Source organism: Parabacteroides sp. KHUB-02 (assembly GCF_056640955.1).
This window is the reverse complement of the sequence record NZ_JBWQEV010000001.1, coordinates 1,042,665-1,068,814: the sequence shown is the minus strand read 5'-3', so window position 1 is coordinate 1,068,814 and position 26,150 is coordinate 1,042,665. Positions and strand designations below refer to the sequence as shown.

Here is a 26,150-nt window from a genome sequence, read left to right as displayed (position 1 = left end):
TGAGCGCTTGGATCCAATCGTACCATCGTACCGTAAGGAAGCCTGATCGCTCATATACAAGGATTTGTGTTTTTCAGGAAAATCCGTAATCGTACCGAATCGTACCCTACCATCGAGGCTTACGGGTCCCCCCCCCGCAAACCCAAGGTTTACGCCCCCCAAACCCAAGGTTTACGACTCGTAAGCCTTAGGGTTATATAGGCCTAGCCCCCCGGAAAAAGGGCATGCGATATCCGGCGAAACCCTTTGTATTTCAATAATAATTCCGTATCTTAGGGGTATGGAAACAACATTCAGGATACGGCCCTACGGACGGATGGAACTGGCGCAAGCCTACCTGCCCGCCATGACTCCCAAGGCGGCTCACCGCAAGTTACAACACTGGATAGCGATCTATCCCGGGCTGGCAGATCGCCTCCACGACATGGGCTACCGGCCCACCGAGCGCCTCTACTCCCCCGCCATGGTACGGGCCATCGTAGAGGCGCTGGGTGAGCCTTAATTCCCTTTAACCTCCCCCTATTCCCTCGAACTCCCCATAAGTCGCAACTCGATACGGCAGCGACGTATCTTTGTGACATCATCAAAAACAATAGGTTATGATCAGATTCATGAAATTCCAGAACAAGAACGAGAAGAACCAGACGGCCTTCGGGAAATGGTACGCACGTGCCGTGTGCGACGAGACCGTAGACATCAAGGGGCTAGCCGCACACATGGCCAGCCACAACACCCCTTACTCCACAGGCGCCATCCACGGCATGCTGAAGGACATGGTAAACTGCACCAAGGAGTTGCTGCTGGACGGCAAGAACGTAAAGATCGACGACCTCGCCATCTTCTCCGTAGGCCTGCATACCACGGGGGCCCCTACCGCCGATGATTTCAACGCCAACACCAACATCACCGGCGTACGCCTCCGGGCGAGGGCTACCGGCAACCTTACTCCCACGACGCTGAAACTCGACGTGAAAATCAGGGAACTCACCGAGTATGGGGCAAGCGAGAATAAGGGAAGCGATAGCGAGAGCCCGGATGAGATCTGAGGAATCGGGAATTGAAAAAACGGGGTATTAATCATTCATTATTTATAATATGGAACAAGAGAAGAAAAAGTCTGTATGGGGAGTTATCATCAAGGTAATCATAGCCGTAGCCACCGCCTTGGCGGGAACGTTGGGCTTAACCGCCTGCGGAGTATGGTAGCCTCGTGTTTTTACCAGAATTACAGGGAGGTGCGCCTCCTTGTAATCCATTGCAGCGCCACTCGTTACGACCGTGATTTCCCGGTGGAAGCCCTTAGGGCCTCCCACAAGGCCCGGGGATTCGCCGACATCGGCTATCATTTCTACGTCACCCGCGACGGCGAGATACACCGCTGCCGTCCACTGAACCAGATCGGGGCGCACGCCGCCGGCTGGAACGACCAAAGCGTCGGTATCTGCTACGAGGGGGGGCTGGACGAGAGCCTCCAACCCACCGACACCCGTACCTACGCCCAAAAATGCGCCCTCATGGACCTGCTCCGCCAATTGAGGAGGGATTATCCGAAGGCTAAGATCCTAGGCCATTACCAATTAAGCCCCTACATCCGGAAAGCCTGCCCTTGCTTCGACGCACGTAGCGAATACGCTGAGTTATAAGGGGAGGAAGGGGTTATCAATCCAACTGATAAATCTTCAGCTTATTGTAAAGCGTCTTCCGGTCGATGCCCAATAACTGGGCCGCACGGGTCTTATTGTTGCCGCACTCTTGGAGGGCCTTACGGATAAGGTCTCGTTCGTGCTCCACGTTCTTTAGCTGGATGTTGGCGTGCGACAGGAGGTTCTCCGTCAGTTCCTCCGGGAGTTCCTTGCGGGTGATGTATCGGCCGGTCGCCAATAAGGTAGCGTACTTGATGACGTTCTTCATCTGCCGCAGGTTGCCCGGCCAAGAATAGGATTGGAACAATTGCATGGTATCGTTGTCGAAACCGATGATATCTTTCTGGAGCTCGCTATTCGCCAGATCGAGGAAGTGGTTGGCGAACAAGAGCAAATCCTCTTTTCGCTCTTTCAAGTCCGGGATACGGATCGTGAACTCATTGATACGATGGTACAGGTCCTCACGGAAATCTCCTTTCTCGATCGCCTGCCGCAAGTTCTCGTTCGTAGCGGATATCAGACGTACGTTGATGGCGATCTCCTGATTGCTCCCGATCGGCTTCACCTTGCGCTCCTGCAGGGCACGCAATAGCTGGACCTGCACCTCATACGTCAGGTTCCCGATCTCATCCAAGAAGATCGTACCGCCTTGGGCCGCCACGAACGCCCCGGTCTTGTTCTCGATCGCCCCCGTAAAAGAACCTTTCACGTGGCCGAAGAACTCGGAAGCCGCCAATTCCTTGGGGATAGCGCCGCAATCCACGGCGACAAACGGAGCCTTGCTACGATTACTTTGCTCGTGAATCCGACGGGCGATGTACTCCTTACCGGTACCGCTAGCGCCGGTCACCAATACCGACATATCCGTCGGAGCCACCAAACGCACATGCTCATAAAGCTGGCGGGCCGCTTGGCTCTGCCCCTCGATATAAAGATCCGGGGCCGAGGGAACCGGGACTCTCGCCGGAGCCTTCTCCTCCACGTGCGCAAGCTCCCTGATCTTTCCCAGCAACTCATCCGGGTTCAGCGGCTTGGCAATATAATCCGCCGCCCCCAGCTTCATCGCCTGAACCGCCGTTTGTATCTCCGCATAACTGGTCATCATGATAAGGGGTAAGGAAGGATGGGTATTCTTCAGCCATTTCAATAAGTCGATCCCGTCACTATCCGGCAGGCGTAAATCCGATATAACCAAATCGAACGCTTCCTCCCCCAGCCTCCGTTTAGCGTCGGAGACAGAGGACGAGGATCTTACGACAAACCCTTTCTTACCCAGCCATGTGGTAAGCATCAAGGAAAAAGTTATATCATCTTCAACGATTAGAATCGACAACATACCCACTCAGATTATTTATAGTAACCACAAAGGTAAATAAATAAAACGAATCAAGAAAACATCCACGTAGCTTTACGCCATACTCCCTCGAAAGGACCTTGTTTATGATGGGCCAGCCACCAGTGGCAAAAACCTAGCTGGAGAATGAAAAGAAGGATTCCTACGGCGAAGCTGGCGGTCGTTCCCAGATCGTCATACAGGGATAAACCGTATCCGAAATAGATGAAAGAGCCTACCATCGATTGCGTGAGGTAATTCGTCAAGCTCATTTTCCCGTAAGGCACAAGCCCGTGAAGCACCTTATGCGGCGCCTTCCACTGCCACAAGAAGATAAAGGAGGATACCAATACGCACATGAACGAGAAATTACGCAAGGAAGACACGATCGTGCTCATCGGGCGAAGCTCTTCGGTACGCTCCAGCAAACCGGGTAGGGAAAGGGACAGATAATAGAGGGGAATGAAACAAACTACCCCGATAACAAAGGTCCTTGTCCAAAACGTCCGGTGCTTCTCCGGATCGACAAACAATCCCTTGCGCCCCAACAACATGCCCAGCATAAAGAGAGCCGATGTCTGGAAGAAACGTCCATAGCTCCAAGCCCAGAGAAGGCTATACAGCTGCCCGTCCCACAGATTGGACTTGACCATTTCCCAAAAGCTGGTACCTTCCATATACGGATAGATCCGCATACAGTGCACCAGCCATTGTTCCTTGGATGCCACATATTCCGGATGCATCAGGGCATACATGAATTTACCCCACTCCATAGGCTGTAGCATCAAGACCACGGCGATCGCCAAGACCACCTTATTACTCAACTTGCAAACCGGTATCAACACAATACCCAAGATCGAATAAAGCACCAAGATCTCCCCCGGGAAGAACGATGCGTTGAAGCAACCGATAAAGAATAGGAGCACCAACCGCCAGAAAAAACGAAGCCGGAAGTCCTTCCCTTTCCTCGCTTGGTTATCAAACTGGATAAAGAAGCTAAAACCGAACAGCAGGGCGAAAATAGCGTATGCCTTCCCGGAAAAGAGGAAGAACAAGGTATCCCATACCCCTTTATCCAAGGCTTTCATAAAATCGGTAGTAGCCTCCGGAAAATTATACAAGTTAAAATGCTCGATATTATGCAATAGGATAATAGCCATAACGGCAAATCCTCGTAATGCGTCGACCACCTCGATACGAGGTCGGGATTGTAGTGCGTGTTCCATGATATGATTCAGTAGATTTTATTATTTCGTGGCAAAAGTAACGAAACTAAATAGAAAAAGCATCCTCGAAAGGATGCCTTTTTCTTTTGCAGACTTAAATTGAATACTCAAGACTTAATCTTTCGCCATGAATAAATTCATGACTTTTGTTTTTAACGGTTTAAATGTAGAAACGCCCACTTGCGATTTCATTAAATAGATAGCGAATATCGTGCCAAAGCCAGCGAAACGCACGATAATGAATATCTAACTACTTATCCTTTAACAAGTAATAGATAAATTTTGTTTCTATAAAGTGGAATTTTATTTCAAAAGCATGGGGAAAGGCATTCCACGGATGGGTATTTATTCCACACCGGATTCCACAAGATTACCCGATGGCGGACTCCGCATCCTTCACGATAGCAAGCGCTTGCTCGATTACCTCGCCCAGCAGGTGGTACCAGCCGGAATCGGTCAGTTCCTCATCATTCTTCTCCAAGATCCGCAGGTGTTGTACCAATGAATTGGCCCCCAGCATCGTGAACAGGGGAATCAACTTATGAGATATCCGGGAGGCTTCCTCCCGGTCTTTTCCCTCTAACGCATCCCGAAGTAAGTCGATGCTCTTGCGGGTTTCCTCCGAGAAGGTTTTCAGTATAGAGGCTGAGGCCTCCGGATCCTCTCCGGCAAAAGCGGTCAACGAAGAGAAATTCAACTCGCTCCTTGCCTCCAGATGGAGTGTCAGCAACTCATTCAGCAAGGAGATTAATTGGGCGGCGGTAAACGGCTTGTTCAAGAAACCCGTGAAACCAGCCTCCAGATAATGCTCGTGCTCCTTGGCGATACTGGCAGATAGGGCGATCACCGGGATCTCATCCGTTCCGGGGATACCGGACGTACGTATCCGCTCCAGTAAATGATAGCCATCCAGCGTCGGCATCTGTATATCGGTGATAATGGCGTTGAATACGGTGTTCCGCAATAGCTCGAGGACGTTATGCGGATTCGTACAACCTACCACCTGCACGTGACTCTGCTTCAAGAGTTCCTCCGTCAAGGCCAGTTGTAGAGGATCGTCATCTACCAGAAGACAATAGACATCTTGCCCCTCAAACAAGGGTAAAGCCTCGGCTTCACCAGCATCCGGAGCCTCCGCCATTACGTCCGGCAAAGATTGATTATCGGCCAAGGGAAGAGGTAGCAAGATCGTGAAATCACTGCCTTTCCCCGGGGTACTATCCAAAGCAAGCGTACCGTTCATCAAGGACAGAAGCTTACGGGTGATGGAGAGGCCCAGACCGAAACCTTCCGCCTCTTCCGTATCGGCAAGGCGGGTAAACTCCCCGAATATCCGCTCTTGTTCCTCTTTCGGGATGCCCGGACCGGAATCGCTGACGGTAATAGATAATTGATAATTGATAATTGAAAGTTTTTGGAGGGAGACAAGCAAAACGACTCGTCCCGCTTCCGTGAACTTGATAGCGTTGGATAAGAGGTTTCCTACGACCTGCCGGATACGGATCGGGTCGCCCATATAGACTTGCCCAGTCTCCTCCGGTTTCAGGTTCAAGACAAACCGTAAGCCTTTCGCCTCCGCTATCGGCTGGAAGCTGGTATAGATCTCATCGAACAAGACTGGGACACGGAAGGGAACGCTATGCACCTCCATCTCGCCGGACTCCAACCGCTGGAAATCCAACAGGTCGTTCACCAAGGAAAGGATATGATCCGAGGAACCTTTCATGTTCTCCAGATAATATTGCTGACGCTCGTCTGGATGGCGGCGTAGCAAAAGCTCGATATATCCGATGATGGAAGAGAGCGGAGCCCGTATATCGTGGCTGATCGTCAACATCAGCTTCTCACGGCTTCGCAATAAGCTCTCGGCGACCTGTTTCGCCTTTTCCAGTTGCATACGGTAATATTTACTTCGTGAGATATCCCGTGAGATAAAGAAGAGGAACAGAAAGGCGATTACCACGGAGACGATCGCGATTCCGGCGATCAAATGGGAGGTCTCCCTTAATAGTACCTGCTTCTTATAGACCCTTTCCAGCGACGCCTCCATCTCCTCCTCCTCTATATTACGGAGCATCTGGTTGATCTCCCGGGTAATCACGCTATTGTTATACCGTAAGTTAGAGGCCCTTTCCAACAACTGATCCATCAGTTGTTGCCGTTGCCAAGCCACACTGTCTTGGATGCTTTTCAGCACGCTGACAATCGTATCGGTCGGATTATAAGCGTTCACCAACGTATCGGTAACGATCTCCCGGGTCGTGTTCACCACGATGCTGGTATCTTCCTTGCCGGGAGAGAACACGTCGGCCAAACGCTTGAAGAATCCCCGCTTCTTACGGGGAACTACCACCGTATCTTGCTTGACCTCTACCCGCTCTTGTACCTGCACCTCGTTTACGATTGTATCCCGGACGGCAATTATTTTCTCGATATTCTCCGTATAAAGACGCTCCGTATTCGCTTCCTGCCAAGTCTCAAGCAAACGACGGGTATTCCATCGCTTACGCTCCAGCAGTATGTCGATCGTATCTATTTTCAGGAGTTGCATGGAGTCCGTCACCAAGGTCCTCAACGAATCCATGTTATTATGGGCCTTATTCAACGTACGATTGAAGTGGCGGAACTCGTTCTGGGGCATGCCTACCAACTGCCCCAACGCCTCGCTTTCATAGAGCAGGGAGAGCGTATTAGTGACCAAGTACACCTTCCGGCGTGCCTGATGATCCGGCTCGTCCTCCTCGGCCACTTTCTCTACTATATTATAAATGTAAGCGACCGAGCAGACCGCAATGGTAATCAGCAAAATATAGCCTAATATCACCTTGCTAGTAATATGTCCGCTTTGCTCTTTCATATACGGTTGAGATCAGTCTAATTCCTATCATAAGCGATATCCCATTTATCCATCATCTCAAAATCCTGCTTTTTTAAGCCGACTTTCCAAAATGGGATCGGGTCGTCATGGTCTCCCAGATACATACGGTCACGTACCTTGAAGGCACGATTCGTTAAGGCAAACGTGGAATCGGCCACCGGAGTCCGCACACCGGCTATATCAAGCATCGTATGGAATACGCTGTTCGTGCTAACCGGATAAGTCTCGTGTGCCTGCGCTTCCAGATATTTCTGGGGATATGACTCCCGGTAAGCCTTCGAGAACCAGATCACATACGGGATATGCAACTGGTAATAGGTCGGTATCGGAGACGCATGCAGATAACGGGCTCTGGAATCATCGAAGATATCCTCTCCATGATCGCTTAAGTAAAGCATGGATGCCGGAGCATTTGTCTTCGCCAACATATCCACGATTTCCCCCAGCACGTAATCTGTATAGTGGATGGAATTATCATAAGCGTTCCGTAACTCCTTTTTATACGAGGCACGAATTCCCTCCGCCTTATCCGGCCTATAGAAACGGAACTCCTTCGGATAACGTTCATGGTAATTAAAATGCGAGCCATAAGTATGCAGTACTACGAAAAGATTACCGTCCTCTTTATCCAGTTCCTTCTTTAGATAAGGCAAGATCGCCGCATCGTGCAAGGAGGTTAGCGTAGAACCCGTATTAAATGCACTCATATCGATAAAGGTATCTGCCTCCCGGTAAAAAGCGCCGATCATCGAGGTCGTTAGTTTCTGGTTGGCGATCACGAGCGTACGGAAACCAGCCTCTTTGAAAGCGGTCACGATACTTTTCTCGTCGTAAAGGACTCCATAATTCTCGGCGCTGGCAGCGGACAGGATAATGGGGACACTTTTATGCGTATTATTCGATTGCGTCACCACATCCGTGAAATGCACCAATCCGTCTAAAGCCTCCATACGGGGAGTCGTCTTGCGCTCGTATCCGTAAAGGCTCCATTCCATAGCACGGGAGGTCTCTCCCACTACCAAGACGTAGATCTCCCGTTTTCCCTCCGCTTGCTCCGGCTTAGTGGCGTCGAACTTAAAGTCGGCGGAAGTAATATGATACTTGCTGTTCCTCTCCGCCTTATTTATGGCGAAATATAAATTGTATAGGGCGTTAGCCGGATATACATCGTCCTTCCATGAGAACCGGTGATCTTGCGAAGGAGACAGGAAGCAAAGGAGCAAACCCACGACAAACATGCCTAGGCTGATCTTAGCCCATTTCTTCCGGAAAGGATTTCGCAGTTTCTCTTTCTGCCGTATCGAACGACAAGCGAGCACCAGCGTAGGTAATGTATAGAAAAAGAATACGCAACCGATCACCAGAATGATATTCCCCAATAACTCACTAGCCTCGGAAGCGTTCGAGCTGGTAAGGTTCAAATACATATCAACCGCTATCACGGACTGCCCGAAAAGATACAGAAGCACCAACTGCCCCCCATCTAATATAACCTTCGGCAACAGGCACCAAACCACGATCCCCGGTTTACGGGCCACTAATAAAACACACATCCAAAAGGCCAAAGGTATCAGCAACGAGGCGATACCGACCGTGACGGGAAGCGGTTCCGTAAAAAAGAACACACAGTTTGGGATGATAAATAACAGGGCAAATAAGAAATATAAATGCTCCTGTGAAGATATCCAGCGTATTAACCTTGTAAAATACTTCATTCAATCAAAACTTTGCCAACTCTCAATCATTACTCTTCTCAACTAATACCCAGAACCTGAAATTCCGGCAATTGGCAAAGATAGGCGTTATTAAACACATACAAAGCGTATTATACACAAAAAATGTTATTGACATTCATAACTTCTCTTTCATCCGTCGCCAATACTCATTGACAGAGCTTTTCACTTCCTTATGTAACAGCAAGATACCAATCAAGTTCGGGAGCGTCATCAAAGCCACGGTGATACCGGATAATGTCCAAACAATAGTAGTATCCGTGAACGAGGCCAAGAAAAATCCGACAATATAGATTACGTGGTAAATACGGACATATTTCGTTCCCCAAAGATAGGTCACCGCCCGATCACCGTAGTAAGACCATGCTATCGTTGTAGAAAACGCAAACAACAACAGGGAAAACGGAATAATAAACTGCCCCCAATCCCCTAAAAAACCTTTCTTAAACGCCTCCGTAGACAAGGGGGCGGAATGAAGCAGCGACTTACCGGTTAAATACACCGCACGCTCTTTATTCATAGGTAATTCGATACGTCCGTCACGTACAGAGAGCGTACCACTAAACAACACCTCCTTCCCTTCCTTGACCCGCACGCTATCCGCAAAGGAACGTGCGTGTAGTAACGTTATATCCGTATTTAGGATCTGTCCGTTCCGGACCTCCAAGGAGCCTGTATAAAAAGGCAGGGGCTTATTCCCTAGTACATGCTCCGACACTGCGGATTTACCGTCCGGGTCCGATTCATGATAAGCACCGGACAAGACTACCGTATCCGCCTGCTGAAACTTATTCTCAAACTTTTTCAGCCAAGTACCGGATGACAATAGAACCAAGCCGGTTATCGAACAAATCACGATCGTATCGATGAACGGCTCCAATAAAGCGACCATACCCTCGGATACCGGCTCTTCCGTCTTGGCTGCCGCATGAGCGATCGGAGCGGAACCTTGCCCCGCCTCATTCGAGAATAATCCACGGTTCACACCTCGGTTAAAAGCCCAGACAACCGTCGCTCCTAAGAAACCACCCGTAGCCGCCGTACCGGAAAAGATATTCGAGAAAACAGAGATAAACGAAGGTAGGATATGCTGGTAATTATAGGCCAATATGCTGAAGGCACCGAGCAGATAGACGACCGCCATAAAAGGTACCAACTTCTCGGTAACCTGCGCTATACGCTTGATTCCCCCGATCACGATCAATCCCAGCAAGACCGATAAAACCGCCCCGGTAATATATTGCTGAATACCGAACGCCGAAAACATGGCGTTCGAGATGCTATTTACCTGTGGCAGACTACCCGTACCGAAAGAGGAGAAAATAGTAGCGACCGCAAAAAGTCCCGCCAACCAACGCATATGCAAACGATGCTTCATATAATACATCGGACCGCCGGAAATCGTACCATCTTCCGTCTGCTCACGATACTTATGGGAAAGGGTGACCTCTACCATCTTGGTAGTCATACCCAAGAACGCCGTCATCAACATCCAAAACAAGGCAGAAGGACCACCTAGATGTATGGCCAGAGCGACACCGGCTATATTACCGGTCCCCACCGTGCCCGAAAGAGCAGTTGCCAACGCTTGGAAATGGGAGGTATCTCCTATGTCTTGCTTATTGTCGTACTTCCCCCGCACGACCTTGATCGCATGCCCGAAAAAGCGCAATTGCGGAAACCGAAGATAGACCGTAAAGAACAATCCGGTTCCCAGTAATAGAAAAACAAACCATTGTGATCCTCCAAAATGAGCGTCAATAAGAGATAGTAAGTTATTCAACTCTTGCATCATCTGCTTACATTTTTAAATAATGATGCCGCAAGTTAAGAATAATAAAACAAAAAGCAACCTTACAAGCCTCTATTTTTCATTTTAGACTCATAAAATTGCTTTTTTATAATCAAAAAGATACTACCACACAATAAAATTATATTTATCTCCTATATTTTCTGGAGGATAGCGATAAACTCATCATTCGTAATGTCTAGCTCCGGCTCTTTGTAATTGACATAATCCTCAAAATAGTCGCTGGCGATATCGGCTACGATCTCCCCTCCGTCCAAGCCATACGAGGAAACTAGTTTCTCCACCCGGTTACGTATCTGGCGAATCACCTGTAAACGATCCTCATAACGATCTGGCTTCTCCTGATCAGTGACGTGCTCATTCCGGGCGATCAAGTAAACTACCGTATAAAATTTCTCCATGCTCCCGAAAACAGGGACAAACAAGGATTTCTTCTCCTCGGACAGATCTGCCAAAAACTGTTGTATCTTTGTCATAACTCTTACTCTTTTACCTAATAAAAAAAACAATATACTTTTTGTTCTAAAACAATATACTTTCGTGTGTAAAAGTATATTGTTTCGACAACAAAAGTATATTGTTCTTCTCGAGTCTTTTAAATGATTGAATTCTTCTTCGTAAAATCCAAAATCTCATCAATATAGCCAAAAGCCAATCCTGTTACCGTATCTGCGCAGCCGTAATAGATAGCGATACGTTTCGTCTCCGGATCATGCAAGGCGGCACAAGGAAAGACTACGTTCGGAACGTCTCCCATGCACTCGTAATCCTTTTGCGGGGATAACAAATAAGGTCCAGAACGGAATTTCACTTTCCAAGGTTGCTCCAAATCCAAGATAGCGGAACCGAAGCTATACACATACCCGTTGCAAGAACGAAGCACGCCGTGGTAAATCAATAACCAGCCCTCGGAAGTCTCGATAGGGATAGGGCCCGCACCGATCTTCGTACACTGCCAAGCGCTATCCTCGAACGCAGCCGGAGACATCACGTGGCGATGTTTACCCCAGAAACACATATCCGGAGACTCGCTATAGAATATATCGCCGAACGGAGTATGACCGTTGTCGCTCGGACGGCTTAACATGGCGAAGTTTCCGTTAATCTTACGAGGGAACATCACGCCATTACGGTTGAAAGGCAGATAAGCGTTCTCCAGCTGATGGAAGGTCTCGAAATCGAACGTGTAAGCCACGCCGATCGTCGGGCCATGATAACCGTTACACCAAGTCACATAATAACGATCCTCGATAAAACATACACGGGGGTCGTAGGCGTAAACAAACTCGCCGATCTCCTTGTCGTCGCACTCAAACTCGAGTTTTGTCTCGGAGATACTCCAATGAATGGCATCTGCGCTAAAACCTACGTGCAAACGCATCCGGCGATTCGTATCGTCGCAACGGAACACACCGGCATAACCACCTTTGAAAGGGACAACAGCACTGTTGAACACGCTGTTCGATGTCGGAAGGATATCACGAGGAATCACCGGGTTCTTCGAATATCTCCACAATACTTCTTTGCTACCCTCGGGACGATCTTCCCAAGGCATATTAGGCAGCGGAGCGCCTACGATTTTCAAATTATCCATAACTAATCCTATTAAAATATTACTGTACTAACTTATTACCTTTATCGTCATACGTGAACGGTACGAAATAGGCTACCAAGAATGAAGGGATCATCGCCAGCAAGGTCACGATAAAGAAATACTTATAACCTAGCCAGTCGCTCACGAAACCGCTCATCATTCCCGGAAGCATTACGCCAAGGTTCATGATACCTGAAGCGAACGCATAATGCGCCATCTGATGCTTGCCCGGAGCTACCTGTTGCATCATAAACAGCATCAAGCCCACGAAACCGAATCCATAGCCAAAATACTCGAATACGATGGCGGAAGCGATAATGAGACCATTATCAGGCTGGAAACACGCCAAGAACGTGTATACCAAAAACGGTATATTGAAACAACAACAAAGCGTAAACAATACCTTTCGCAATCCCTTGGCCGAGATATAATATCCACCAAGCAAAGAACCCAGCACGAACGCCGCCGCCCCAAACGTACCATAATACAAACCAATTTCTTGCTCCGTTAGTCCTAATCCTTGATCAGCTATCGGAGCTTTCAAGAACAAAGGTACGATCTTTATCACGAAACCCTCGGCAAAACGATACAATATGATGAAACAGATATACCACACGATATACTTCTTCGTGAAGAACTCCTTGAAGACCAGCCATAACTCAGCCATACTTTCCTTCAACGAATGTTCTCTGGTAGCGGCTTTCCCACCCGAAGGCAACATCTTCATATGATAAAAACCAAGCAGGATCATGATCGTACCGCAAAGCAGCATAACGATCATCCAAGCGTATATCACGGCCTCTTTCTCCAATCCTATCCCGGTAAAATATTGCATCATATAACCCGCCAGATAAACCAGACCACCCGTGGCTACGATCTTCGCCAAATTGTAAAACGCACCTTGCCAACCGATATATTTGGCTTGATCCTCCGGCGAGAGCTCTTTCATATAAACGCCATCCGTTGCCACGTCATGCGTAGCCCCGCTAAGCGCTATAATACCTAATAATGCGATAGATAGAGCAAAGAAACTCGGCAAGTTTAACGCCAAGGCCACTAAACCGAATAAGCAACCGGATAACAACTGGGTCAATACGACAAAGAATTTCTTAGTACGATACATTTCCAAAAACGGGCTCCATAAAGGCTTTAAGGTCCAAGGTAACATGATAACCGAGGTCCATAACGCAATCTGGGCATCCGATATATCCAATCCCTTAAACATGAGTACGGTAACCATGTTCAGCACTACAAAAGGCAATCCCATAGCAAAATAGACACTAGGGACCCAAGTCACAGGGTTTCGACGTTTAGTAGCATTCGTGTTTTTCTCTTCCATGCTTTATTTAGAATTTAGGTGTACAAATATAATTAATAATCCGGATATATCTTTAATCGATCGGACAAATAGAGGAGATCATCCCGAAGGTAGCGTTATCATTCAAATCCCAGACCATCTTTCCGGCTCCGTTTATCTCGATCAACTGCGGGTAATGTCCTTTCGCAGCCTCTCCGTCATGGCCTTGCCAGTTACAGATATACAAACCACCGTCCCGTTTAGGGAGCAACTGGGCAACAAAGAAAAGCTGGGCTCCCTCGATATCGTTCGCATTCACCTTGCGAACGATATCTCCGGTCTCGAAATTCAGCTCTATGAAGCAATGGGCATCACCGCAAGCGACCAGATAATTACCGTTATCCAACGCAGCCACGCTAAACGGGTTACCGTCTACTTTCACGCTTTTCAGCAATTGACCGGACGGGGATATTTCCCGGATCTCGGAGGTAGCGAACAAGGGCACTAGATAATTGCCCCGCTTATTCTTGTTTACTTGACGGAATTGTGCATGGGGTTGCTCAATTCGGGTATCGAAATCTGTTTTCGACAGGATCTCTCCTTTTGCGTTCACTTCCATGATCGTAGCCGGGTTTCCACACCACGCCAATAAATAATTACCGTTGGAAAGTACACGGGCTGTCTGCATCTCACACCCTTCCGGAGCGGAGATATTCCAGACCTCCTCATGATCCCGGGTGATTAGCTTTGCCCCTTTCGAATAGGAAAAAAGGATATTCCGATCGGGAGTAACAGCTACGGAATTACATTCCCATCCTTTTTCCAAGGGATGCTCCCATTCAATTTCTTTCGTGTTCTTGTTTACGATGGCGATCTTATCCCAGCCGGAACCGCCTAATAAAAGATGATGCGACGCCTCATGACATGCGGAACATACGAGTAGCAGGCATGCGGATAATATAAAAGTATAGATTTTCATGGTATATAATAATGTACTAATTAGATAATATGCCAATTATAGCAGGATGGACACATGGGATCCACCCTGCAAAAAAAGATCATGTGTGTTGTATTCGCATTGGCATATTGACACATTTAGCGAAACGACACATTGGTTCATTCTTCTTTATTTCGCTAAGTCACGGAACAACTCATATCCCTGATCAGGCGTGATACCTTGATGCACGACCGCATGAACCGCCTGGATCATGGCGACAGGAGAAGTACTCTGGAATACATTACGTCCCATATCCACGCCGGCCGCACCGTCGTTAATCGCATTATAACATAATTCCAACGCCTCCTTCTCCGGTAATTTCTTACCACCGGCGATTACCACGGGAACCGGACAAGCGGCGGCTACCTTCTCGAAGCCCTCACAATAGTAGGTCTTCACGATATTAGCGCCATTCTCCGCACAGATACGGGAAGCCAGACCGAAATAACGAGCGTCTCGAGCCATTTGCTTACCAACAGCGGTAACACCCATTACCGGGATATTGTAACGGCTAGCCTTATCGACCGCTTTATATAAGTTAGCCACAGTCTTAGCCTCATGCGCCTCGTCGCCGATAGCCAACATAACCGCCATGGCGGAGACGTTCATACGGATAGCGTCCTCTATATCGATCAATACATTATCGTTCAAATCCGTAAGGATAGACGTTCCTGCGTCCGAACGAAGACAAATCGGTTTCGTCGTATTCGCAGGGATCGTAGATTGCAGGATACCACGGGTACACATCAAGCAATCCGCATATTCAATCAAAGGAACGATATTCAAGTCGATACGCTCCAGACCGGAAGTCGGCCCCATGATGAAACCATGGTCAAAAGCAAGCATAACCGCCTTGCCTGTCTTCGGGTTGAAGATACGGGATAAACGGTCTTTCATACCCCAAGGTAAGTTCTCGGCTCCCTTCACATGGAAACTCTGGTTCTCACAATTGATGCCTAAACCGAAGTCCGCACCTTCTCTTAAATCATCTAAATCTGCCATATTTATTATTCGTTATATTATTATATTTTATAGAGACGGGGCACGCCCCGTCTCACGCTGTGTATTATTTTATAGCGCCTCAGCAAAAGAAGCGAACATACAGCTCCAAGAAGTAGCCCCGCTATCAGCGAAACCAATCGAACGCTCACCATAGTTACGGGCACGGCCAAAATTAGCTTTCATCGGTACCGTAGCCTCCGCTCCATCAAGCGCCGCTTTAGCGCCGGCGTTCAAGACCACCTTGATATCATCCGACGTACAAGCCTGCATAGCCTCCACCGCCGGGATCAAGGCATCCATCATCGTCTTGTCGCCTCGTTTCGCTTGGGTTTGTTGTTGCACATTCGCCAAGCCACCGGCGAACATAGCTTTCACGCCTGCGGCATCCAACTCGGTTCCCTCTGCATGATCGCTCATACCCAAGAAGAAAGCGCCGAGCAAGGTACTTGTCGATCCGCTCACTTCCATCATCACGTCCATACCCATATCACCAAGCATTTGCTTGAACTCCGTTCCAGACTGAGCGCTTTTATTCACGGCAGTCATAGCGGCAACGATAGCGGTACCATGATCTCCATCCCCGATTACGGCATCCAATTTAGAAAATTCCTCCTCACGTGCCTTGATCTGTTTCAGCGCATTGTCTAACATGGCCTTGAAGGCCTCGATAGTAAGTTGTTTCATGTATATTATTTATTTACCTAGGGTTGTCCAATAAGGTGCGTCCGCACGTTTGTTATTCAAATAATCGATATGATCCTCATCCAAGATCGCCATGATCATCTGGAATCCGGCTTGCTCCTGTACGGTCAAGATCTCTTGGATACGGCTTACCACCACCTGCAAGCCACGAGCCTCTAATTCCTTATAAGCCTTGCGGAAGATGATATTCAATTCCATATGGGTAGTAGCGCCTACGCCGTTAATGATCAACAACATCTTATCACCGGCTTTTGGCTGTAACTGCTGGCAAAGTAGGTCTACCATCTCCGCTGCCGTATCATCGGCGGATACCAACGGTTTCTGTCCACCACCACCTTCGCCATGCTGGCCCATACCGATCTCCATGATTCCATCGGGAAGATTCGTGATCGTACCTCCGTTCTGGGGATGCGTACAAGAACGCATAGCGACAGCCAAGGTAGCCACGTTCTTATTATAGCGTTCACCTATCTCAATCAACTCGTCTAAAGACTTCCCTTCCTCGGCGGCGGCACCTAATATCTTATACAAAGGAACACAACCGGCCAAGCCACGGCGATCATCTACATTCGCCCCGATACCTGCGCTGATATCATCATGCGTAAGTAATTTCTTCACCTTGATACCCTTACGAGCAGCCAACTGGCAAGCCATATTAGCGCTCATCACGTCGCCGGAATGGTTCAATACGACCAGCAAGATCCCGGCCTCACGATCCATCAATTGCAGTGCCTGAAACAAACGTTGGGCACCCGGAGCGGCGAATACGTCACCCACGACGGAGCAATCCAACATGCCCTCTCCTACGAAACCGCTCAAGGCAGGCTCATGACCGGAACCGCCTAAGGTAACGATCGCTACCTTATCATTGCCTTTCGGGTTAGCACGTACGACGATATTCTCAGCCGCCAACTTTACTTGATTCGGATACGCTAACGCATAACCTTCCAATAACTCAGCCGTAATATTCTCAGGATCATTTATGAATTTTGTCTTGATGTCTGACATGGTATTATCCTCCTTTAGATTTATGAATTTTGATTTACGAATTATTTTAGTTCCATGATCTCGATAGCGATACCTTCTTCCTCGATGAAAGCGATCGTCAAGTGCTCGTCGCAAACAGCCGGGCCGAAGATTACCTTCTTACCTTCCAACTCTTTTTCCAAACAAGGAACCGTATAAGCGATATGGCCATTGGTCTGTACCAACTCCGGTAAGCAGCTGCCTTTCTCGAATTTCAAGAACTCGATCCGGTTCGGACTCTTGCTGTAATCCGTCAACCATACACTCAGGCCTTCGTTATAAACCGCCCCTTCTTTACTTTCCGTAGTGACAATTCCTACGTGATTAAATGTTCTCATGATCTATTCAATTTATAGTTAGACAATTATATTATTAAAATTCGTTCTCTTCCGATAGGATATAAAGCCAGCCCCCAATACTAGGATGATCGACAGATAAAGATAAATAAATATCCCGTTCACGTTGTCATTCTGGCCATAAGAGTGCATGCCACTCAAGAAATAATTCACACCGAAGAAGGTCATCAACACCGAATAGAAGGCCAAGATAGACGTAAAATTAAACAACCACAGGTTATTGCATTTCGGTATCAAGCGGAGATGCGTCACGATCGCATATATCACCATCGTAATCAACGCCCACGTCTCCTTCGGGTCCCAGCCCCAATAACGTCCCCACGACTCATTCGCCCAGACCGCTCCCAAGAAAGTACCGATCGTCATCAGGGCCAATCCGATCCAAAGTGACATCTCGTTCACGATACTCAATTCTCGTACCCGTTCTTTGAGCATCACGCTGTTCTTCTCCCCGCTTACGCTCATCATCACCAGATTCGTCAAGCCGATCAGACAGCTAATACCGAAGAAACCGTAAGCTCCCACGATAACCGCCACATGGAACATCAACCATGGGGATTTCAAGACCGGAACCAGCGGATTGATCTGCGGGTCCATCCAACTCAAGCCGGACACGAACAAGATGATCCCCCCGAATAAAGTAGCCAACGCAAACGTAAGCGTACTCTTGCGTACGAACAACAACCCGGCGAACACCGTAGCCCAAGCCACATAAATCATCGTCTCGTACGAATTGCTCCAAGGGGCGTAACCTGCGATATACCACCGCATTCCCATCCCATACATATGGAAAACGAATACGGCCAAAATGCCCAGACTCAATAACCAAGTCATATAGGTAACCCATTTTTCCTTCTTGAATAAGGCCACGAAAGCGAAGACCAGCAACAAGCCTCCCAAAATCAAGTACCCTTTCTTACATTGCCGGAATACATCCATTTGATTATATTTAATCTCGGCCTGTATTTTCTCAGGGCGAATGTCTACCGTCTTATTCTTGGCTTGCTGATACGTATGGATCATTCCGATTACCTCGTCCGCTTTCTCCCAATCACCACTCTTCAATCCTTCCTGTACCTCCGATAAATACCAGCCCATAATGTGGGTAACGAACATGGAGTCCTTTCCGGAAAACGCCGATAAATCATCGCCCGGCGCATACCATTTGTGATCCGGGTCGTCCTCTTTCGGGAAAAGGTTTAACATCTGGTAATTGATCAATTGATGGAAGATATTTACCTGCTCATCCAGCTTGATCAAGTCTTTATCGAAGCGGGTACGCTCCGCTGGCATTTTATTGTAGGCCTCTTCCAGCTTCTCTTGCAATTTATAGCGTCCGTTACTATCGAATACCTCTATATAGGCGCAATCCTTATCCGTAAGGTCGTAATAATTAGCCAGCTCATTATTAGACAAGGCGATAAACGGCACCCGGACCCACATATCCGGCATAGCCAAGACACTCAACAAGAACTGATCAGAGTTCAAGGAACCGAACTGATCCGATTTATGCAACTTTCGCAGTACCTCGGAAGAAAATGTATTGATCGGCAACATACGTCCGCTTACCGATTGGATCGGCAACGCACCGAACTTAGCGGCGTGTTCCGGACTTATCGCATATTTCTGTATGGCCTCCTTCATCTCGGGAGCGGCCGCACCTTGCGCCCGCAAGCCCCCTACGGAAAGAAGAATCGCTACTAACAGGGTCGTTTTACGAGCGCCCGATCTTAAATCTTTCAACTGTCGGCTTAATTTCATGAAACGGGAGTTTTTACCTACCAAGCAAAGTATAAAGCCGATCACTAAAATCACGTAGCCGGTATACGTAATATTCCTTCCGGCCACATCTCGGTTCACGGAAAGTACCGTTCCTTGCTCATCCGGGTCATAGGAGGCTTGGAAGAAGCGATAGCCTTTCACGTCTAATACATTATTCATATATACCCGGGCATGGCGAGTCTGTCCATCTACATGTACCAGCAACTCACTCTCATAAGCAGAGGGACTGGCAGAGCCGGGATAGCGGGTTAAGGTAAATTTCACGAGTTCTACGCTAAAAGGAAGCGTATGATAGAGAGTCTGGTCCGAGGTACGGATCATGATACGATCGCTAGCCTCTCCCTCACGCAGGTGAAGGATTCCTTCCTCGCCGAAAAGGTGGGAAATAAGGGCACCCAGAAGGATGACAATAAAGGCGGCATGGGTGACCATCAATCCCCATCTACGCCGCTTAAGTAACTGGTGCTTGATAACGATAGCCACGAAATTGGCTACCAATAAGAATTGGAGTAAGAAAAATACAGGAGAATAGTAAATCATCGCTTTAGCGGCGGCAGTACCATGATACTTCTCAATAAAAGTAGCGATAGCCAAGCCAAAGGCGTAGATCAATAGAAGGACGATAGTCGTCACAGAAGAAGAGATAAATCTTTCTAGAGTTTTCATTTGCTCATTTATTAATAACACTGATGCGACAAATGTACGCAGATTAATCATTTTTGAAAGAATCGGCGATTAATTTGCCGCATCCATGTTATCTATCTATAAATAGACCTTGTCTATTAGTCCTCAATAATTACCCGGAAGCCTACGTTGAATACACGTTGGTACGGATAATATCCTTTACGGGTATAAGCCGTCGAGAATTTCGGTCGCTCGATATAAGAACCGCCACGAACCACCTTATACTCGGAAACCTCTTTCGATTTCTCGTTGTAAGGATAAGGCAAGTAATCTGAACGTGTCCATTCCGCCACGTTACCGTGCATGCAATACAAACCGAACGGATTCGCTTCATATTGCTTACCACCCACCTGAACCAAATTGCCATCATCCACGCCTTCCTCTTTCGGTAAGTAAGTATAGTACTTGTACCAATAAGAAGTCTTAGGCATCGGTTGCGGGTCGATACCGCTTACGGCAAGCAGGAGCGTGGTTACGTCGGCTAGGTTATCCTTTTTACCGAAGTCCGCATTCATATCGCCATACCAGAAATCTTGATCGCTACCGGCACGACAAGCCCATTCCCATTGCGCCTCGGTCGGAAGCGTGATGTTCAAGCCTGTTTTCTCACTCAGCTTCTTACAATAATCCATAGCGTCATTGTAACTTACACGGATTACCGGTTGCTCTGGCTTATTAGCGGGATATCCTTGAACCACGTGATCCTTCCATTGCTGATCCACGAAACGGCTGTCGTGATCCGGGAAAATCACGTTGAATTGCTGGTTCGTAACCTCCAACTCACCCATCCAGAAAGCTTTGTCAATCTTCACTTTCGCCGTCGGACGAGTATCGGATTGCCCACGATAGCTACCCATTACGAATTGTCCGGCCGGAACGCGAACAAATGTCATCTTGATACCCGGAGCCAACTCGATCTCCTTACGGGTTTCCTTCTCGTCGGCCAACATAGCCTTGATCCGGTCCGCATCGAAAGGCCAACCTTTCACCTTCAACTCTTTTTCCTTGACAGGAGCCAATTTCTCCGGCATCTCCGGTTTGATCTCACCTTTACCCTTCAAGTAAGCGGCATAATCGGAGATCTCTTTCTTCCAATCCACGCCTGCGCCATTCGCATACTTATCCGTCAACTCTTTACGACGCTTGATCTGGTCAAAGCCTTGATACGGGATGATATCCTTCGAAAGCACATTCGCATTGAAATAACCCTTATCCGGAGCGTTGTAATCAATCCAGTTATAAAGGGTTTTCCACTCTTTATCCGTCAGTTGCACGTTAAAGTGCCCTTTCTTCAACATACGAACCAGTTCACTCGTGTTCGGATGATATTCATACGGTTGAAGAACCACCATATCACCCTCGCCACCTTGACGGTGTACATACGGATGCAGATTCAAGTAAGAAGTGCCATAACCTAATTTATCCTTCTTGCCCCCACGCAAGTCGAAAGCCTTACCCTCACCATTATGGCAAGCGATACAGGCACGATCTAAGATCGGTTGGATCTCCAGATCGAACGTGAACGAACGGGTCCCCCCTTCCGGCGGAGTCAACGCATGCGGGGCTTTCTGCGAAGCCATCACACGTTTCGGGATAGGAATCTGGTTCTGGTCCTCATGGCAACCGATACAAGATACCACCTCGCCCGGCTGACCGGTCAACCAGCTACGCATCCACTGGATAGCCACTCCGTCTTTGTCTAACGGCTGGATAGAGATCGGCGTATTCGCCGGGATCTTGAAGATAGCGGAGCCATCCTCTTCTACCGGAACCGTACCCAACATACGCTTGATGTCCCAACCGGACTGGATTCCATGCCAGTTATGATCGGAGGTAGTCTTCACGTAAGCATACTCATAAGCGTGCAGACGAAGAGACTTAACCGTACCCCGGGGAATGCCTCTCAAACCCTCTCCCTCGTAAATATCCTGAATAAAGACCGTAGCCTCTTTGTCATTCAATTTCACACGGTCCGGAATAGCCGGAGGAGTCTGTGTCTTACGTACGGCAACCGGACTGATATAGCCCTCACCCTCTACCTTACGCAAACAAGTCACGTTATCGAATACGTCCACCAAATAGATACCCCATAAATCCTGTGGATCTAATTTAGCGGCCACCAAGAAATATTTATCATTCAGCGGAGTCGGTTTGATAAACTGCGGCCATACGCCATTTACCAACTCATCCTTAATCTCCTCCACGATCGGCCGGTTACGATACGGGATCTCCTGTACCATACCAGCGGCGCCTTTACGGGCTTTCGCCGGATCGAACACGATCAAACGACCGGAACGGGCAATACCATGGTGACCGGAGATAATTCCCACGAAAGCGGAACCGTGGCCCGGCAACGGCTGAATATCGAACGTACTGTTCGGGAACATCGATCCGCTACCATACAGCGCTTTCTGCTCCGTACCATCCGGATTCATGTTCATCACGATACGGGAATAATAGTGCGTCAGGTCCGTGTACTCCCAACGAGTGTACATCACACGACCGTTATTCATCACTACCGGGTTCCAGTTTGCGTCTTGATCGAAAGTCAGACGGCGCAAGCTCTTCGTGTCCGGCGTATAAAGTACCATATTACCGACAGGGTCATCACCGCTTACACAAGGCACGCCTTGATAACCGATATTCGAGTTGGCGATGATACGTCCGTCTGGCAGGTAGGTTCCGTCGTAGAACTCCAGATCCGGCTCCTCATTATGAATCAATTGCTTGAAACCGGTACCATCCAATTTCACCTCGAATACGTTCCAACGCTTATCGGGCATCGTCTGGGTAAACATAGCACGATCGCCATCCCAATGCATCCGCAAGTCGGCGACAGAGGAACCGTTTTCCGGTTTATAGATCGACCGTACCTGTACATCCTCCCCGCGTAAATTACTCAACTCCACGATATCGGCGTCGAAGCCCATACGGCGGGCGGACTCTTGGTTACTCCAGTTATTACCCTGCGTACCCAAATCCGGAGCCATTGCCTTATGAGCGTTTACACCTAATTTAAAGCGGGCAGCCAAGACTTTATCACCATCCAAGAACGGGTTCGCCAGCAAGATCGTACGTTTATTCGCGATCGCTTTCTCGGCATTAACCAAAGCGGCCTCATCACCATTATAAATGCCATCGAAACCTTTCTTTACCTGCTGTTCCAACTCATCCAGAACCGGTTGATATTTAGTGGCGTCGAAGCCTTTCAACTTTTTCATATCGTTGAAAGCCAAACGAATCGCCTCCATATTCAACCAACTCAAGTCGCTCTGCAAATTACAGATACGTTGAGTTTTCTCATAAAGTTTCAAATACTCACGGATCTGAGTATCAATATCTTTTTCCGTCTCGATCTGCTTAACAGCGTTCTTTACATACGCAGCGTCTTTCAGACGAGAAGCCAAATTCAAGACAATATCACGCTCGGCGGAAGCGTCACTAGCGGTCAACCAGTTCTCCAACCCATCGATATTAGCGTTTAAGGCCCCCAATTCCTTCGGATAAGCGGCTAGCAAACGTGCGGCCTCCTCCTTCGGGAAAACATTCATGATACGGAAGAATACACTACCTACCGTCGACTGATCGGCCAAACCCACCTCAGCCTCGAAGCGTACATATTCCTTATTGATATTGTACACCATCACGCCATTGGCATGGCATAATACACTATGATCGTATTTCTTACCGCCGATCAACAAAGGATTCCCGTATAAATCCGTATTCTTGCGGATACTGCCCGAGCCAGAAACCCAATAATCAGGATCTAACTCATCCAACCAAACCGAACTACCGTCCGCCTTGATTAAACGGGCGTTCGCCCATGTACCCCAATCCCAATCCGTACCATCCGGTCCGGCAGCCGTAACAAGCACCAACTGATCCAGCCCCGTCAAATCGGCGGACATCGGGACAGCCTTCTGCTTCGCCTTGATCCAAGCCGACATGATCGGCATGTTCGCCTTCACCAAAGAGGCACGAAGCTCAGACTTTTGTTTTACTGAGGCGTCAATCCAGTTATCCACCTTCTTTTGCTTCGGACCTGCCGAAACAAGAAGAGAGGTCGACAACAAGAGTGATACCATTATATAGTATTTATTCATGTATTAAATTTAAATTTAGAAGGTTGTTTATTGAAACCCTAAGGATCACGATCGGCAACCCTTAGAATTACGAAGCATAACCCTAGAGGTTTTTATAAAGCGGCCTTCTGGTTCGTGAAACGTAAGCCAGCGTTGTCGTGATAGCATGCCCACTCATCTACGATAGCGCCTTCCGGACCTGCCATCATAAAGTGGAATGTCTCCAATTTCTTCAGACGTAATACGTCGCCGACCTTCTGAACCACGAAATTCTTGCTCTTGATCGGTCCGTGTCCAGCAGGGATAGCCGGGGCGTTCGGAGTCTCGTCACCTACCTCAGAGAAGTTGTATACCCAACCCTTCTCTACCATCCAAGACTCATGTTTAGCAGGGAAGTCAGTCTTTACGTGAGCATGTTCCGGAATCATCTGGCCCGGCAACAAATAGATAGCGTGAGCGAAATACTTATACTCCGGATCGTTGATCCAGAAAATACCCCCCATACCTACATTCTCGAAATCACCCAAACCAAAGTCTGTCACCCACATATCTTTCGCCATCAACTCCGTGAAAGGAACATCGTAAAAAGCAAACATATCTTTCATCGCTTCCATAGCGACATCTTGTTGGAACTTGCCGTCTTTATAAAAATCGGCGTTCGTGTACTTCTTTGAATAAGCCATTGTTTTATTTTTTTGATTGTTAGTATTACATGCGTTCGTGCATTCTTTGCGGCAAGTTCCTTCCGGACAATTGCCCTCCCCGTTAGCGGCGCAACAAGTAGCGTCTGTTGTTGTCTTTCCCGTACATGCGACCATAGATGCCAACGCCAATCCCATAGCCGCCATTTTCATGTTCAAACCTTTTCTCATTTGTTTTTGTGTATATTTGTTAGTACTATCTGTTTCAACGTATCGCTATTCCCTCGATCTCGATCAATAACTCATCCCGGCAAACGTCGGCCCACATATAAGAGATCGGGATATTTAATCCGTAGGTATTCATCAAACGCTCAGCCTCCTCGTAGTCGGATTTATTCTTCAAGTAGACTCGTAACTTAACCAATTTAGCGTCAGCGATCAGTTCCGCTATATTTTCCATCGTGATCCGTAGTTGACGTTCCAGACCTACTCCCTTCAAGCTCTCCTCACCACGGATAGCGGCTGTACCGGAGATATAAATCAATTTACGATCCTGAAAAGACATACTCTTGGCACGCTCGAACTTAGGGGTCGTCTTCTTTTGTCGGGCAACTTCCAGTACTTGTTCCGAATACGCATGGGCAGCCACCTGCAACTTATTATCGATCGGCGTAGCGAAAGCGTCCGGCGTAGTAAATACGACAGCATCCACATCAATCAAGATACCTCCCAGATTCGCCCCGATACCCGTAGCGGCAGGATAACCATTCGTCCATTCCGTTTTACTATAAAAATCAGACCGGGCGTTATTAAACGCTTGATAATGCTGATCCTGACCGTCGAAAGCTGTTATACGCTCGATATAATTCCACTGACGGATAATGCTATTCAACGGAAAACCCTCCCGACGAAGCACATCCCCCAATAACCGGAAAGCTTCCACCGACTGAGGCTCTATACCAAAATGGAGTACATCCCCTTGAAAACCGCCGGCAAAAAGGAAACGTCCCGAGGCATTCTCCAACAAGACATAAGGAACACCTTGATAATGACGGAAAGTAATCCGATCCTGCGCATCGGGCACATAGCTATGTACCTCCATCAGCAAAGGAGCGTTCAGCGGCGGTTGGGAGACATAGCTCAAAGCCGGTTCGCAATCCCCATAATACCGACGGATTTTCTCCCGCAGCAAAACCCGGCGTGCCACGTATTCCTCATTCGTACCCGGAGTACCGAAAAAGGCCAGTCTCATGATCACCTCGTTTTGAGGTAATTGAGACAATAGATCGTCCACCATAACCGCAAACTCAGCCGGCTCAGTGTTTAATATCGTATAATGTATTTTCTCACAATAATTCATATCC

21 protein-coding genes are annotated in these 26,150 nt (G+C 48.0%); 4 read left to right on the top strand and 17 right to left on the bottom strand.

What is annotated here, in order from left to right:
* Positions 1–280 precede the first annotated feature (280 nt).
* The 4 genes from ACYIA1_RS04620 (at position 281) to ACYIA1_RS04605 (ending at position 1,643) form a co-directional block, all read left to right on the top strand.
* On the top strand, positions 281–502 hold the full coding sequence (locus tag ACYIA1_RS04620) for a DUF4248 domain-containing protein (RefSeq protein ID WP_022192633.1): 222 nt from the start codon (positions 281–283) through the stop codon (positions 500–502).
* A gap of 97 nt (positions 503–599) precedes the next feature.
* On the top strand, positions 600–1,046 hold the full coding sequence (locus tag ACYIA1_RS04615; protein WP_022192632.1) for an HU family DNA-binding protein: 447 nt from the start codon (positions 600–602) through the stop codon (positions 1,044–1,046).
* A gap of 49 nt (positions 1,047–1,095) precedes the next feature.
* Entirely contained in the window at positions 1,096–1,206 is a 111-nt protein-coding gene (locus tag ACYIA1_RS04610; RefSeq protein WP_153188314.1) for a smalltalk protein, read from the top strand.
* The gene (locus tag ACYIA1_RS04605) at positions 1,200–1,643 is read left to right on the top strand and encodes an N-acetylmuramoyl-L-alanine amidase (RefSeq protein WP_044545188.1); all 444 of its coding nucleotides are present in this window, start codon (positions 1,200–1,202) and stop codon (positions 1,641–1,643) included. The genes ACYIA1_RS04610 and ACYIA1_RS04605 overlap by 7 nt, the downstream gene beginning before the upstream one ends.
* 16 nt (positions 1,644–1,659) lie before the next feature.
* Here ACYIA1_RS04605 and ACYIA1_RS04600 read toward each other — a convergent pair whose 3' ends face one another.
* The 17 genes from ACYIA1_RS04600 to ACYIA1_RS04520 all read right to left on the bottom strand — a co-directional run bounded on the left by ACYIA1_RS04600 (position 1,660) and on the right by ACYIA1_RS04520 (position 26,146).
* Entirely contained in the window at positions 1,660–2,979 is a 1,320-nt protein-coding gene (locus ACYIA1_RS04600; protein WP_413644917.1) for a sigma-54-dependent transcriptional regulator, read from the bottom strand.
* Between the two features lie 50 nt (positions 2,980–3,029).
* Positions 3,030–4,202, bottom strand: coding sequence for a DUF418 domain-containing protein (locus tag ACYIA1_RS04595; protein ID WP_122369418.1), 1,173 nt, complete (start codon positions 4,200–4,202; stop codon positions 3,030–3,032).
* Positions 4,203–4,572: 370 nt separating this feature from the next.
* Complete coding sequence (locus tag ACYIA1_RS04590) at positions 4,573–7,059, bottom strand: ATP-binding protein (RefSeq protein ID WP_022192628.1); 2,487 nt, start codon at positions 7,057–7,059, stop codon at positions 4,573–4,575.
* Positions 7,060–7,076: 17 nt separating this feature from the next.
* Entirely contained in the window at positions 7,077–8,795 is a 1,719-nt protein-coding gene (locus ACYIA1_RS04585; RefSeq protein WP_005863022.1) for a phosphoethanolamine transferase family protein, read from the bottom strand.
* 136 nt (positions 8,796–8,931) lie between these two features.
* Positions 8,932–10,605, bottom strand: coding sequence for an alanine/glycine:cation symporter family protein (locus tag ACYIA1_RS04580; RefSeq protein ID WP_008772433.1), 1,674 nt, complete (start codon positions 10,603–10,605; stop codon positions 8,932–8,934).
* Between the two features lie 152 nt (positions 10,606–10,757).
* On the bottom strand, positions 10,758–11,099 hold the full coding sequence (locus ACYIA1_RS04575) for a hypothetical protein (protein WP_022192626.1): 342 nt from the start codon (positions 11,097–11,099) through the stop codon (positions 10,758–10,760).
* Between the two features lie 119 nt (positions 11,100–11,218).
* The gene (locus ACYIA1_RS04570) at positions 11,219–12,217 is read right to left on the bottom strand and encodes a glycoside hydrolase family 130 protein (RefSeq protein WP_048928218.1); all 999 of its coding nucleotides are present in this window, start codon (positions 12,215–12,217) and stop codon (positions 11,219–11,221) included.
* 19 nt (positions 12,218–12,236) lie between these two features.
* On the bottom strand, positions 12,237–13,556 hold the full coding sequence (locus tag ACYIA1_RS04565; protein WP_005863027.1) for an MFS transporter: 1,320 nt from the start codon (positions 13,554–13,556) through the stop codon (positions 12,237–12,239).
* 52 nt (positions 13,557–13,608) lie between these two features.
* A complete protein-coding gene (locus ACYIA1_RS04560) occupies positions 13,609–14,493 on the bottom strand; it encodes a beta-propeller domain-containing protein (RefSeq protein WP_008772435.1) in 885 nt (294 codons plus the stop codon).
* Between the two features lie 147 nt (positions 14,494–14,640).
* The gene (lsrF, locus tag ACYIA1_RS04555; protein WP_005863031.1) at positions 14,641–15,513 is read right to left on the bottom strand and encodes a 3-hydroxy-5-phosphonooxypentane-2,4-dione thiolase; all 873 of its coding nucleotides are present in this window, start codon (positions 15,511–15,513) and stop codon (positions 14,641–14,643) included.
* 69 nt (positions 15,514–15,582) lie between these two features.
* Entirely contained in the window at positions 15,583–16,197 is a 615-nt protein-coding gene (locus ACYIA1_RS04550) for a DAK2 domain-containing protein (RefSeq protein WP_022192623.1), read from the bottom strand.
* 9 nt (positions 16,198–16,206) lie between these two features.
* Positions 16,207–17,223 (bottom strand): dihydroxyacetone kinase subunit DhaK, encoded by a 1,017-nt coding sequence (locus ACYIA1_RS04545; protein ID WP_008772438.1) that lies wholly within the window; start codon positions 17,221–17,223, stop codon positions 16,207–16,209.
* A 41-nt stretch (positions 17,224–17,264) separates the two neighbouring features.
* Positions 17,265–17,579, bottom strand: coding sequence for a hypothetical protein (locus ACYIA1_RS04540; RefSeq protein ID WP_005857750.1), 315 nt, complete (start codon positions 17,577–17,579; stop codon positions 17,265–17,267).
* A gap of 18 nt (positions 17,580–17,597) precedes the next feature.
* The gene (locus ACYIA1_RS04535) at positions 17,598–20,045 is read right to left on the bottom strand and encodes a cytochrome c biogenesis protein (protein WP_480334525.1); all 2,448 of its coding nucleotides are present in this window, start codon (positions 20,043–20,045) and stop codon (positions 17,598–17,600) included.
* Positions 20,046–20,161: 116 nt separating this feature from the next.
* Positions 20,162–24,166: an SUMF1/EgtB/PvdO family nonheme iron enzyme gene (locus tag ACYIA1_RS04530; RefSeq protein WP_122132341.1), complete on the bottom strand. Its 4,005-nt coding sequence runs from the start codon at positions 24,164–24,166 to the stop codon at positions 20,162–20,164.
* 92 nt (positions 24,167–24,258) lie between these two features.
* On the bottom strand, positions 24,259–25,017 hold the full coding sequence (locus ACYIA1_RS04525; protein ID WP_008779695.1) for a cupin domain-containing protein: 759 nt from the start codon (positions 25,015–25,017) through the stop codon (positions 24,259–24,261).
* A 34-nt stretch (positions 25,018–25,051) separates the two neighbouring features.
* Positions 25,052–26,146 (bottom strand): chorismate transformation FkbO/Hyg5 family protein, encoded by a 1,095-nt coding sequence (locus ACYIA1_RS04520; protein ID WP_008779694.1) that lies wholly within the window; start codon positions 26,144–26,146, stop codon positions 25,052–25,054.
* Positions 26,147–26,150 lie beyond the last annotated feature (4 nt).